16 protein-coding genes are annotated in these 12,534 nt (G+C 38.1%); all 16 read left to right on the top strand.

The genetic code is table 11. The features are described 5' to 3' along the window. A partial coding sequence (locus T529_RS12800; RefSeq protein ID WP_033162807.1) for an ATP-binding protein occupies positions 1-301 on the top strand: 301 nt, incomplete at its 5' end. 188 nt (positions 302-489) lie between these two features. Further along, positions 490-738 (top strand): radical SAM family protein, encoded by a 249-nt coding sequence (locus T529_RS13870; RefSeq protein ID WP_202962276.1) that lies wholly within the window; start codon positions 490-492, stop codon positions 736-738. Positions 739-1,371: 633 nt separating this feature from the next. Beyond that, complete coding sequence (locus tag T529_RS0107260) at positions 1,372-1,788, top strand: hypothetical protein (protein ID WP_156032209.1); 417 nt, start codon at positions 1,372-1,374, stop codon at positions 1,786-1,788. Between the two features lie 186 nt (positions 1,789-1,974). Beyond that, the gene (locus T529_RS13365) at positions 1,975-2,400 is read left to right on the top strand and encodes a hypothetical protein (protein WP_202962277.1); all 426 of its coding nucleotides are present in this window, start codon (positions 1,975-1,977) and stop codon (positions 2,398-2,400) included. A 100-nt stretch (positions 2,401-2,500) separates the two neighbouring features. Further along, complete coding sequence (locus T529_RS0107270; protein WP_033162954.1) at positions 2,501-3,424, top strand: helix-turn-helix domain-containing protein; 924 nt, start codon at positions 2,501-2,503, stop codon at positions 3,422-3,424. Then, the gene (locus tag T529_RS0107275) at positions 3,385-4,218 is read left to right on the top strand and encodes a CPBP family intramembrane glutamic endopeptidase (protein ID WP_033162955.1); all 834 of its coding nucleotides are present in this window, start codon (positions 3,385-3,387) and stop codon (positions 4,216-4,218) included. The genes T529_RS0107270 and T529_RS0107275 overlap by 40 nt, the downstream gene beginning before the upstream one ends. A 669-nt stretch (positions 4,219-4,887) precedes the next feature. After that, the gene (locus T529_RS0107280) at positions 4,888-5,322 is read left to right on the top strand and encodes a cytidine deaminase family protein (protein WP_033162956.1); all 435 of its coding nucleotides are present in this window, start codon (positions 4,888-4,890) and stop codon (positions 5,320-5,322) included. Between the two features lie 375 nt (positions 5,323-5,697). After that, positions 5,698-6,084, top strand: a complete 387-nt coding sequence (locus T529_RS0107285; RefSeq protein WP_033162957.1) for a YybH family protein — start codon at positions 5,698-5,700, stop codon at positions 6,082-6,084. A 579-nt stretch (positions 6,085-6,663) separates the two neighbouring features. After that, positions 6,664-7,086: a MarR family winged helix-turn-helix transcriptional regulator gene (locus tag T529_RS0107290; RefSeq protein WP_033162958.1), complete on the top strand. Its 423-nt coding sequence runs from the start codon at positions 6,664-6,666 to the stop codon at positions 7,084-7,086. Positions 7,087-7,088: 2 nt separating this feature from the next. Continuing rightward, positions 7,089-8,129: an aldo/keto reductase gene (locus T529_RS0107295; protein ID WP_033162959.1), complete on the top strand. Its 1,041-nt coding sequence runs from the start codon at positions 7,089-7,091 to the stop codon at positions 8,127-8,129. A gap of 460 nt (positions 8,130-8,589) precedes the next feature. Next, on the top strand, positions 8,590-9,357 hold the full coding sequence (locus T529_RS0107300) for a carboxymuconolactone decarboxylase family protein (protein WP_033162960.1): 768 nt from the start codon (positions 8,590-8,592) through the stop codon (positions 9,355-9,357). Between the two features lie 131 nt (positions 9,358-9,488). Next, positions 9,489-10,472: an aldo/keto reductase gene (locus tag T529_RS0107305; protein WP_051646905.1), complete on the top strand. Its 984-nt coding sequence runs from the start codon at positions 9,489-9,491 to the stop codon at positions 10,470-10,472. 1 nt (position 10,473) lies between these two features. Beyond that, the gene (locus T529_RS0107310) at positions 10,474-11,016 is read left to right on the top strand and encodes a flavin reductase family protein (RefSeq protein WP_033162961.1); all 543 of its coding nucleotides are present in this window, start codon (positions 10,474-10,476) and stop codon (positions 11,014-11,016) included. Positions 11,017-11,079: 63 nt separating this feature from the next. Continuing rightward, positions 11,080-11,559, top strand: a complete 480-nt coding sequence (locus T529_RS0107315) for a flavodoxin (protein ID WP_033162962.1) — start codon at positions 11,080-11,082, stop codon at positions 11,557-11,559. Positions 11,560-11,800: 241 nt separating this feature from the next. Further along, on the top strand, positions 11,801-11,950 hold the full coding sequence (locus T529_RS13135; protein WP_156032211.1) for a hypothetical protein: 150 nt from the start codon (positions 11,801-11,803) through the stop codon (positions 11,948-11,950). A 98-nt stretch (positions 11,951-12,048) separates the two neighbouring features. Continuing rightward, entirely contained in the window at positions 12,049-12,303 is a 255-nt protein-coding gene (locus T529_RS12575) for a hypothetical protein (RefSeq protein ID WP_051646906.1), read from the top strand. The last annotated feature ends 231 nt before the right edge of the window (positions 12,304-12,534 follow it).

Raw genomic sequence — 12,534 nt, forward strand, 5'->3', positions numbered from 1 at the left:
CATGAGACACAGGCTGCTTATAATCGATGAGATAGGATATCTTAACCTGGACAGCGAGGACGCCAACCTCTTCTTTCAGCTTATTACGCTCAGGTATGAAAAGAAATCCACAGTCATCACTACGAACAAGAGCCTTTCAAAGTGGAATGAGATATTTGGCGATCCGGTGATAACCAATGCCATTCTTGACAGGCTTCTGCATCATTCGCATATTGTGAACATCGTTGGACCATCATACCGGACAAAGGATGTTCTAGAGAAGCTTGAGGAATCAAAGAAAAAGGAATATCAAGCCACCTAAATTGGGGAATTTTAAATTACCCATTTTGAGGAAAATAATATTGCCATTATTACCGTACAGTCTGTTTCGTATCCCCGGTATTCCCTGGTATCACGGATTTTGAAGCAATCTTTGAGCGGGTAAAAGATCAGTGTGATCTGTTCTGGCTCGAAAACCTCAATCTTCGGGGCGGCTTCAAGAAGACGATTATGGATTATATTGCCAGAAAATATCCTGACCTTGTACCGCTTTACGATGAGATCTATAACAAGCATAAACGCAGCTACTTTGAAGCACTTGAAGTAAAAGCTGAGAAAATGGCTAAGAAGTATGATTGTGCCTTTGTAGATAATGAAATGCCTTATGGCAGAGTCCCACAGGGGCATCCGGTGATCGTAGATTATTTCTATCATGAAGAAATCCGTGGGACAGAGAATACCGGAAAAAGAAATCGGTAACTTCCTGTTCAATGTGTTTTGCAATGTCGCTGATATATTGAAGGTAATGGAGCAACATCATATTTTCAATCAATTTCCGAATAGCATGTTCCAACCTTGACCAATTCCCAGACAGCATGAACCAGTATGATTATTTTTTCTACTCTCTCGGGGCATGTTGAGACAGTGGCTCTGCTAACAAGAACAAATTGACAAAGGGCTGGAAAAGCCCGTGTTTAAGCCATTTCTGCGGCATCCTTCTTTCTGAGAAGAGAGGCTTGTGTCGCTTTTTCTGTCCGGGAAAATGAGGATATTGCTCTGGCGTGACTGTGGCTTTGCTATTTTCAGGGGTTGTGACTGTGGAAAGGCTATTTGAGCAGGAATAGAAAAGAGGCGGTGCAGAATCATCATCTGCACCGCCTCCCATTGCTTTTTTTGCCGTCTCGTACCATCGGGCCGGCTTTTCTGTTTTACACGAATTCCAAACATGATATACTAAGTAACGAAATTGAGCTAATGAGAAATGGATGTCATTGCTACTGATTTCAAAGCCACTTGGAAGAAGACAAGATATGTATTCCAAGATATAAAACAGAGTTTAATGTTCAAAGAATAGTGGAGGAGGCAAATAGGTTGATTCATAAAAGGAAATCTGTGTTACGAGTTATTTTGGGCATCATGGCTGCTATTGCATTCGTATTTGCTTGCCTTCTTGGAGACCTTATCTATGCCACACGATTTAAAATTAATCCAGTTGATAAATCAACATCACCAGATGGAACCTATGAGCTTTCATTCCAGCAGGTTGGTGATCCGGACTGGCCTTTTGGATATACACATGCAAGACTTATTTTGATGAATGGAAAACGCGTAATAATTAAGCAGACATTTGATATTGCAGATGATGGAGCTAAAGCTACTATCAATAGCTGGAATGTAGACTGGAAAGATACTTCTGTGGAAGTCATTATTTCTGGAACTGAACAAGAAGATGTACTTTATGTTTTAAAATTTGATGGATCAGTCGATAGGAAACAACTTGATACACGATATGGGCATATCAAAGAGTAGCGGATTAGAAAATGAATAGAAAAGAGTTGCAAATTTTTGAATTTGACGGGGGAGAGAAGTAAGTAGATAAAGTAAAGAATGAAGAATATGTTCTTTGCTCACGCTGCAAACAAGAGGTTTACAAAGAAGCAATCGTATGCCCTTTTTGTAAATTTGGTCTTATGGTATGGCTTGAAGGAGAAATTGATGAATCGTGGTGTTAGGAGAGCATCAAAGGAAGAGGTTAGAACTGTTGAGTATACTTTCGGTGTTTACAAATCTTTGATTGTTGCCGTGTATAAGCCGTCAGAGTGGTTTGTATGCAAAGAGACAAAGGCCAGACTCCCAAGACAGGATATTGTTCTTAAGCCGAAACCTGAAAATAGATTATTCTTTGTGGATGAAAGATATGAGCAGGGATTTCTGTTGGATGATAATGAATCGTTCTACATTGGAAAGTCGATAGCCAGATTGAAGTTGAATCAGTCGGCACAGAATTCGATTACATATCCTATCCACTGGCGAAAGATACAATTCATATTTAATGAAATTGACAAATCGGAATTTGGCGATTGGATAAATTTAGTTTTTGTTGTAAAAACCTTTATTTTAGGGCGTTGCTACGGAAAGTAGCAGAAAAATAGTGAAATGACAACTAATGTTTCTTGTTTGGTAAAGGTTAATTTACTAATCTGTGAAGGAAGTAAAACAAACCGAAAACGGAGGTAGAAAAATGACTTTAGAAGAACAAATTAAACATTACAGAAAACAGGCTGGACTTTCACAGGAGAAGATGGCTGAGAAAATCGGTGTATCAAGACAAGCTATTACAAAGTGGGAAAATGGAACAGGAACACCGGATATTGCAAATCTGATGGCAATAGCAGATCTCTTCCAGATATCAGTAGATGAATTACTTTCGAATGAGAAATCAGAGAAAAAGCAGTCTGATTACATCTATGAAAGTCGTACTGAATACGATATTGATGGTAAGAAAAATTTTGATATCAAGCTTGGTGGAGCATATGCTGTATATTTAAAGGCATATCATGGAGAAAAAATTAAAGTCGCAATGTTTTCAAATGTCTATAAGAATCTTCTGGCAGATTATAAAGTAAAGATTGATGATATAAAAAACCGAATCGATATTGATCTTAATAGATTTAATGAAGCCAGTGAAGCAGATGCTAAGGAGAGTTTGGTCATTACTATTTCTATTCCAGTAAAATATATTGGAAAAATCGAATTATCAGTTAATGCAGGGACACTGAATATTACTGATATAGAAAATGAACATATTGAGGTAAATGGCAAAATTAGCGAAGTTACCCTTCAGGGAAATAAAAGTGAAATTGAGATAGATTCAAATCTTGATATGCAGATCAGTGTTTTATCACATGAGGGTGCGCTTGAGATTAATCAGTTGTCAGCAACATCAAGACTTACAATTCCTGCAAATTATAGATTTAGAAACGCAAAAAAGGGAATAGCAACTCATATTTATTATGAGAGACAGGGCAAAAAGGTTGATGACTTTTCAGATGCCGAAGCAGACAATTACATTGAGTTCAATGGTATAAAGAGTGAGCTTGTGATTGTAGAGGCTGAGGCGCAGTCATGGAAAAGTATATATATCGACCGGTCAGATTCTATTTGATTACATTTGCCTGCACTTGGTTCTGGTGGCTATTTGCAATTTTACTTAATGAAGGGGCGGGGCTTTATCTTGGAATGTTTCTTGGCTTGCTTTCACCTGCCGTGGTTGCCGTAGTAACTGTATTTACGTCTAAGAATAAAGCACTCATTAATGACTTTAAGAAGAAGCTGATTGGGTTTTATAGAATAAAACCTAAATCTATATTAATTGCAGTGCTGATATTTGCTGTGATGGTGACGGCTTCCATCGGTACATCAGTATTATTTGGCGGCAGTATAAATCAGTTTTCATTTACAGAAGACTTTTCATTTTCTATAGGTGGTACGTCTGCATTTCTTACAATTTTGTTGGCATCCTGCATAGAGGAGTTAGGTTGGAGAGGTTATGGAGAGGATGCTGTTGGTGCATACAACAGCTGGTTTAAGGAGTCTATCATCTTTGGATGTATCTGGTCTTTGTGGCATGTGCCATTATTCTGGATACCTGGAACGTACCAGTATGGACTTAAAGAGATGGGAATCATGTATGTGATTAACTTTCTTCTTAGCGTGATACCACTTGATTTCCTTCAGACATGGGTATATGTAAAGAATAACAGAAGTATGCTTGCAACAATTATTTTTCATTTGTTTATAAATATTATGCAGGAAAAGATAAACATGACTCCTGAAACAAAATGTATACAAACTATTTTTGTTGTTATTGCAGCAATTATAATTGTTGTTATAAATAAAGAAATGTTCTTTGAAACAAAGCATGTGGGTAATTTACTTGAAGAGAAAATTATGAATTGAGAGATAAATAGAAATTTATCAATGTAAAGAAATCGACAATTTCGAGTTTGTAGGGATGACATTAAAAATGAAGTTTAAGGAACAGATCTTTATCCTGTTTGCCTATACAAATTATAGAACAATTAAAGGTTCTCACAGGCTCGAACTACTAGATTTTAAGGGAAAAGGTGCGTTCCACCATTCCCTTGTGCAATAGGGTTTGAGTATGTTTTTCGTTGAACAACCAAGCCACGTGGAAACAGTGGCTCTGCTAACAAGAACAAATTGGAAGAGGGCTGGAAAAGCCCGTGTTTAAGCCATTTCTGCGGCATCTTTCTTTCTGAGAAGATAGGCTGGTGCCGCGTTTTCTTTTAGAAAAAATATGAAAGTTGGTCTGGCGTGACTGTGGCTTTGCTATTTTCAGGGATTGTGACTGTGGAAAGGCTATTTGAACAGGAATAGAAAAGAGGCGATGCAGAATCATCATCTGCACCACCTCCCATCGCTTCTTTGCCGTCTCGGGACTATCGGGACGGCTTTTCTGTTTTACACGAATTCCAAACATGATATACTAAGTAACGAAATTGTGCTAATGAGAAATGGATATCATTGCTACTGATTTCAAAGCCGCTTGGAAGAAGGCAAGTAGGTATTCCAAGATATAAATCGGAATTTGTGGAGGAAAATCAAATGGATATTTGGGAAAGAATGTATGAAAAGGCGAAAGATCAATATCATCCAGAGGAAGTATCTCCCTTTATATATGCACACAATGTAGTTTGTGCAATAGAAGCTGAAAACGGAGATATCTATACGGGATTCTGCATTGAAAGCTGCTGCGGAGTGATGAATATTTGTGCCGATAGACTTGCCGCACTGAATATGTATGCTAACAGTGGTCAGACTAGAATAAAAAGATTTATAGCGTTCCGCGACAGTGCGCCAAACGGAGGTGGGAGTGGTATGCCATGTGGTGCTTGTCAGGAATTCTTTTATCAATTAAATGAAGCGAACGAAGATATGGAAATCATGGTCGATTATGGAAAAAGAGAAACCATAACATTAAAAGAACTTATGCCGAATTGGTGGGGAAAGGAACGTTACGCTGAGGCAAGGAGTAATTGACAACTTCCAGCTCAGTGTGTTTTGCAATGTTGCTGATATAATTGAGGGTGATGGAGCAACATCATATTTTCGATCAATTCCCAGACTGCAAGAATCTACGTGATTATGTTCCTCACTGTCTCGGGGCATGTGGAGACGGTCTGTTTGATGTCAAGAAAAGATAAATAAGCGCCAGATAGTAATATATTTCCGGGCTTTTTCGAAGGCTTGGATTTGAAGCTAGACTTCTGAAAAGCTCTGTTTTCTTGTATGGGGAAACATATCCACTGCAAAATGTGTGTCAGGCTGTAACATCGGATTAGTTGTCACGATTTGAGACAGTGGATTAGACGTTAAGAGAGGTTATACAAATTGGAATTTATGGAGGAATAAATAATGAATGAAGAAATAAAAGCTTTGATTGATGCTGCTGATAAAGCTATTAAAGAAGAACGTTTTGATGACTTGATAGAATTCTATACAGATGATGCTGTATTAGTAGTTCGTCCTGGATTAGAAGTAAAAGGCAAAGATGCAATTAAGGGCGCATTTATCAAAATTGCTGCATATTTTAAAAATAGCATCGAACCGACACAAGGCAAAATGTTAATGATTGAAGCAGGTGACACTGTTCTTGTTCTTTCTCAAACTTTGTTAGATGCAGATAACAAGGAATCATCCGCGTATAGTATGGATAGAAGAGCGACTTATGTTTATAGAAATATCGATGGAAAATGGCTATGTGCAATCGATAACTCTTATGGAACAACGTTATTAGACTAATAAATACCAGTTTGTAGTGATGACATGAAAAAAGAAGTTTAAGGGACAGATTTTTACTCTGTTTGCCTCGACAAATTATAGGATAATTCAAGGCTCTCACAGGCCGAACCACTAGATTTTAAAGGGAAATATGCGTTCCATCATTCCCTTGTACAATAGGGGGTGAGTATGTTTTTCGCTAAACAACTGAGCCATGTTGAGCCAATAGTTCTTTTGTCTCGACGATAAACAGATGACTATATGGAAAATGAAATAAACTTAATAAACTTAATGCTGCAAGTGCACAAAGTAAACGGACTTATGGGGATGTTAAAAAGAATGTCCCTAAGCACAATTGCGAAATAAAAGTAACTCAAATTCAAATCATCCAAGCAAAGAAAGGTTGAATTGATTTAGTTAGTCAGAACTTTAATCTATCTAAAGAGTCACAAGTTTTTTTCATGATTTAAAAGGTTAAATAATAAATCTAAATGGCCAGGGAGATAAAACAATCATGCTCTCTGGTTGTTTTTTTGTTGACAATAATCCGAATACGTACTATTGTATAAGTACGTTATCGGATTTTTAAGGAGAAAAAACATGAATTCAAGAAAGTTTTTTTATGATTTCGGAAAAGCACTTTATCACGTGGATTCATTTTATGATGAGTTTGCGAAACAAAGCAATGTATCATCGTCTTTATTGTGGGTTTTATACGCACTTAATGATGGAAATTCACATACCCAGATTGAAATCAGTAATGACTGGGAATTGCCTAAGACAACGGTAAACACAGTCATTAAGGATATTCAAAAGGAAGGATATGTTGAGTTAGTTCCTATTAAAGGAAAAAGAAGAGAGATGTCAATTGTTCTTACAGAAAGCGGTAAAGCATTTGCGGATAATGTTCTTTCTGATCTTTATAGAAAAGAAGAGGAGGTATTTAAATTACTTAGTCCAAAAGAGCAGGAAATAGTAATGGTACTGGAAAAATTAGCAAGAAAACTAAAGGAGGAAGATTAAGTATGGAATATGTAACACTTGGTCAATCGGATTTAAAGGTTTCTCGTATTTGTATGGGATGTATGGGGTTTGGAGATCCTAAGACCGGGCAGCATAGCTGGACTGTTGATGAGGAAACATCCAAAGCCATTATTAAAAGAGGTTTAGAGCTTGGGATTAATTTTTATGACACAGCAATAGCATATCAGGCAGGTACGAGTGAAGAATATCTTGGAAAAGCAATCAAAGAATATGCTCAAAGAGACAAAGTCGTAATTGCTACAAAGTTTCTTCCAAGGTCGCAAGAGGAAATAGAAAATGGTATTTCAGGAAAAGAACATGTCCTAAAGAGCTTAGATACAAGTCTTTCTCACTTGGGTATGGATTATGTTGATCTATATATCTATCATATGTGGGACTGGAATACTCCTGTAGAAGAATATCTTGCTGGGATGGCAGAGGGCGTAAAGGCTGGTAAAATAAGACAGATTGGTATCGCTAATTGCTTTGCATGGCAGCTTGCAGAAGCTAATGCCATTGCAAAGAAAAACGGATGGCCAGAATTCGTATCAGTTCAGAATCATTACAATCTTATTATGCGTGAGGATGAGCGTGAAATGAAGGTATATGCAGATGAAAGAAATATCGCACTTACTCCATACAGTGCACTTGCAGCAGGACGTTTATCAAAAAGACCTGGCCAGACTTCGAAGCGTTTAGAACAGGATACTTATGCAAAACTGAAGTATGATGCATCAGCAGATAAGGATGCAAAAGTCATTGCTAGAGTCTGTGAAATCGCAGATGCACGAAATGTATCTATGACAGAGGTTTCTCTTGCATGGCTACTGACAAAGGTAGCTTCTCCAGTTGTCGGAGCAACAAAGATCAGTCATGTTGAAGGCGCTGCATCAGCTGTAGATTTAAAACTTACTGATGATGAAATAAAATCATTGGAAGAGTTATATGAGCCACATTTTCCGTCGGGTGTAATGGCACAAAATACACCAGCTGCAAGAACTACAGAGCAGGTGTGGATTAAGAATGGCAAATACGTCAAATAACATCCACAAAAATGTGTAAAGCAAAAATATAAGTGCTTAATACAATGGCAATAACATGTCTTATAAAGCTTGGTAGTTATGAGTTTATAAAGAATGCAAGTAAAAATGGAAATGAAGTTACGTAGCTTGATGTAATCAGGAAGAATATCAAGCCATGTCTTGTGTGGGATGAACGAGCTTGCATACAAAAAGGATGACTGTAAAAATGAATAGAAGTAATGTGTTTGTTTTTCCAATATATTATTTTGGATGAATGCATAAATAATGGCTGTTATAGACAGTTTTATAGTCAGACAATGAACCTTTCCAACATGCATAAGAAATCGGTAATGCCTACTCTTGCATGGAATGAAAATGAAAAACATTTGTAGTTACAAAAAATAAAAGGCTGTGGATTACCTTCTATGACAGTAGGAACATGGCATATCAACTTAGATTATCAATTTGAAGGTGGAAGTATATGAAGAAAATCGTACAGACAGCAGGAAGAAATAAGTTGGGTGAGTTCGCTGAACAATTTGCCCATTTCAATGATGACGTTTTATTTGGGGAGAACTGGAATAACCAGGATATAGATGTGAAGACAAGATGCATAATCACAGTCGTTGCACTTATGTCATCAGGCATAACAGATTCATCTCTCAAATATCACTTACAGAACGCCAAAGAACATGGCGTTACGCAAAAGGAGATTGCTGCAATCATTACACATGTTGCTTTTTATGCAGGCTGGCCTAAAGGATGGGCAGTGTTTAATCTGGCAAAAGAAGTATGGAAACTTTCAGAAGAAGATTTACCATACAAAGATGAAGCAATGAGAGCTCATGCAAAGGAGATGGTATTCCCAATTGGGGCACCTAATGACGCATATGCACAGTATTTTAGTGGAGAAAGCTTTCTTGCACCTATATCAAACAATCAGGTGGGAATTTTCAATGTAACATTTGAGCCAGGATGCAGAAATAACTGGCATATTCATCATGCTTATAAGGGTGGTGGACAAATATTAATTTGTGTTGCAGGACGAGGATATTATCAGGAAGAGGGAAAAGAAGCTGTTGAAATGAAGCCCGGTGATTGCATAAATATTCCAGCTGGAGTCAAGCACTGGCATGGAGCAGCACCAGATAGCTGGTTTTCTCATCTTGCTATTGAAGTACCTGGTGAAAACAGCTCTAATGAGTGGTTGGAACCAGTCAGCAATGCTGATTATGAAAAATTGCAATAAATATGGGAAAGTAATGTTGAATACCACTAATAATTTAAATCATGTCCCATGCCTGAGCATGGGATATGATTCATTGATGATATTATGATAGCTGCTGCTGTAAAGGCCCATTAATTTGATATAACGAGCACCTGCTTGATTTTTTAAGAAGCAAGCAGGATGCTAAAAACTTAAGGAGAAAAAAGACTAATTTACCTAAGGTTGCCCTTGGCGCATGGGCATGGGGCAATGATGGAACATTTGGTAATAATATCACACCAGATAGTCTGAAACCTATTTTTGACACGGCTATGGAGAATGGACTGAATCTCTGGGATACAGCTTATGCTTACGGAATGGGGACTTATGAGAAAGTACTTGCAGGATTCTTAAAAGATCTTCCAAGAGAATCTTATCTCATTTCCGATAAGTTTACACCGCAGTGTGAAAACGGCAAACCCACCGCAATGGAAGATATGATCAAGATGCAGCTGAAGCTTATGGAACTAGATCATTTCGATATTTATTGGATTCACAATGTCTGGGGCGCACCAAAGTGGATAGAAGAGCTCGCAAAGTATTTTGAAGGGAAAGAGAACGTTCCAATGATCGGCGTCTTAAACAATAACCTTACAGAAATCAAAGAAGCGGATGCAATTCTGAAAAGTCACGGCTTAAAGCTTTCTGCGGTGCAGAACCATTACAGTCTTATCAACCGTTCCTCTGAGGATTCTAGCATTCTTGATTATTGTCGCAATAACAGCATACAATTCTTTGCCTACATGGTATTAGAGCAGGGTGCCCTTTCTGGTAAGTACGATACAAAACATCCGATGCCTGCTGGTTCAGCAAGAGCTAAGACCTACAACCCATACCTTGACAAGCTTGAGATTCTAAATGCAGAGTTTAAGAAACTTGCAGATAAATATGGTGTTGGTCCGGCACAGATCCCTGTTGCCTGGGCGATTGCCAAAAGCACATTGCCAATTATCGGTGTAACCAAGAAAAACCAGGTGCTTGATGCTATAAAGGCAACGAATGTCACTCTAACAAAGGAAGAAATTGTAAATCTAGAAAAAGTAGCGGATAGCCTTGAACTGAATGTTATCCGTTCCTGGGAAAAGGAGATGAAATAAGATGAGTAAGAAAAATATTGGCGCAGCTCTCGCACTATATCCTTGTCCGGTTATTGTTGTCGGGGCAATGGTAAATGACAAACCAACCTGGACGCTTGTAGCTCATGCTGGTACTATGGCTCACAGCCATCTGATGGTATCTCTTGTACAGGCGCACTATATCAACCAAGGTATTCGTGAGAATAAAAAGCTTTCTGTCAACGTGATTGATGAATCATGGCTTAAGGATGCTGATAGAATGGGAATCATCAGTGGCAATAAGATGGATAAATCCGAAGCCTTTGCCTGGACAATGGGTGAAAATGGTGCTCCGCTGATTAATGAGGCTAAGGTCTCTATAGAGTGTAAAGTGGATGGTAATTATGAGCTGGAACATTTTGATCATTTCATCTGCAAGATTCTTGCAGCCTATGCAGATGAAGCTGTGCTGAATGAAAAGGGTAAGATTGACTATCATACCTTTAAGCCAGTACTCTTCGAGTTCCCGACCTATGAATCTTTCGTGACAGGTGATAAAGTCGGCAATTGTGGAAAAATGAATTAATCATAGATAAGCCTCTGAAAGAAACTCAGAGGCTTATCTCAATAAACGAAAGGGAGAAAGAATATGGAAAACAAAATTTTAGTGACAGTATTCTCCGCCAGTGGCGTAACGAAAAAAGTTGGTGAAGAGATTGCCAGGATCGCTGGCGCAGACTTTTATGAGATTTTACCGAAGGAAATCTATACATCTGCAGATTTAGACTGGATGAACAAGAAAAGCCGCAGCAGTATCGAGATGAACGAGCCCTCTTTAAGACCTGAGATTAATGGTGGAGTTGCTGATATGGCTTCTTACAATACCCTCATTATCGGTTTCCCAATCTGGTGGGGAATGGCTCCTAGAATCATTGATACGTTTCTTGAAAGCTATGATTTTTCTGGTAAGAAAATCATTCCCTTCTGCACTTCAGGCGGCAGCGGTATTGGCAGGAGTGATATTGCTTTGCACAAAGATGTAAGTGATGATGTGAAATGGGAAAAGGGCGTTCAAATCAATAGTCCAAATGAAGCAAAAATCAAGAAATGGTTGGAGAAAGTCCTGTAAGCTATTTTATCTAAAGAGTATAGCTATATATAGCTGAAGGAAAACAAGATAGAACTAAATGAGTTTTTAGAATTGATCGTTGTCTACGCCATTTTGAAACTAACCTTTTGATATATGTATTTGGGCTCATCATTCATATTCACTGGATAATACAAATATACAGGATATGTATCATTTTCTGAAACACTTGTATCACTAAAGAGTCTTTGATACATTTGACTTACTTGTCAGGGACGTTATCATGAAAAAGATCTTAAAAATTGGTGGAATAATAGTCATTATAGCAATGATAATTACTGGCATTGTTGCATGTGTAGTACGTAGCCAAACTGTTTTTGTCAAACACCCAGAACTCGAAGTGGAACAAAAATTGGTAAATGGTACCGGATAACTCCAAAAGAGGCAAAATCTTCTGATGGAAGCGAATGGCACGGACTCATCAGAGTCGGATCTAAGAACAAAGTCATAGTATACTTCTTTGGTGGCGGAGTGAGTATCAATGAATATACTTCTAAGCACAGTAAAGAATTTTTCGCTACAACAGCAAAAATCCAGGACTTCGTCGCTTCTGGGGGAATAGGAAGCTCTTCAAAAGAAAATCCTTCACATGATTGGACCATTCTTATTCTGCCCTATGCCTCTGGTGATTTTCATAGTGATACAGGTGAATATCATTACAAGGATGGCAGCAAAGAAAGAGTGGTTTATCATAATGGCTATAATATGCAGCCATCAATATACTGAACGAAGGATTACGTCTGCTTAGTGAAGCAGCATAAACAAAATATATAGTAGGGATGGAATAGCCCGAACTCATACGCCTGTGGACATTGTGTAAGACGTTGAGCTGCGTAACAACGCAGCCAATGCAGTAGTAGTTGAAGCAGGAAGCTCCGACTTATAGAAATCGGAGTAGTTCACCACATCATACTGTATCAGGAAAGAATTTAACAGGATTGAATCTTCTCAAAAACA

The sequence above is a fragment of the Sharpea azabuensis DSM 18934 genome (assembly GCF_000702165.1).
Classification (GTDB): domain Bacteria; phylum Bacillota_I; class Bacilli_A; order Erysipelotrichales; family Coprobacillaceae; genus Sharpea; species Sharpea azabuensis.

Coding starts and splice junctions, on each gene's coding strand:
- T529_RS13870 (WP_202962276.1), top strand. CDS start 490: ATGGATTATATTGCCAGAAAATATCCTGACCTTGTACCGCTTTACGAT.
- T529_RS13365 (WP_202962277.1), top strand. CDS start 1,975: ATGAATCGTGGTGTTAGGAGAGCATCAAAGGAAGAGGTTAGAACTGTT.
- T529_RS0107270 (WP_033162954.1), top strand. CDS start 2,501: ATGACTTTAGAAGAACAAATTAAACATTACAGAAAACAGGCTGGACTT.
- T529_RS0107275 (WP_033162955.1), top strand. CDS start 3,385: ATGGAAAAGTATATATATCGACCGGTCAGATTCTATTTGATTACATTT.
- T529_RS0107280 (WP_033162956.1), top strand. CDS start 4,888: ATGGATATTTGGGAAAGAATGTATGAAAAGGCGAAAGATCAATATCAT.
- T529_RS0107285 (WP_033162957.1), top strand. CDS start 5,698: ATGAATGAAGAAATAAAAGCTTTGATTGATGCTGCTGATAAAGCTATT.
- T529_RS0107290 (WP_033162958.1), top strand. CDS start 6,664: ATGAATTCAAGAAAGTTTTTTTATGATTTCGGAAAAGCACTTTATCAC.
- T529_RS0107295 (WP_033162959.1), top strand. CDS start 7,089: ATGGAATATGTAACACTTGGTCAATCGGATTTAAAGGTTTCTCGTATT.
- T529_RS0107300 (WP_033162960.1), top strand. CDS start 8,590: ATGAAGAAAATCGTACAGACAGCAGGAAGAAATAAGTTGGGTGAGTTC.
- T529_RS0107310 (WP_033162961.1), top strand. CDS start 10,474: ATGAGTAAGAAAAATATTGGCGCAGCTCTCGCACTATATCCTTGTCCG.
- T529_RS0107315 (WP_033162962.1), top strand. CDS start 11,080: ATGGAAAACAAAATTTTAGTGACAGTATTCTCCGCCAGTGGCGTAACG.
- T529_RS13135 (WP_156032211.1), top strand. CDS start 11,801: ATGAAAAAGATCTTAAAAATTGGTGGAATAATAGTCATTATAGCAATG.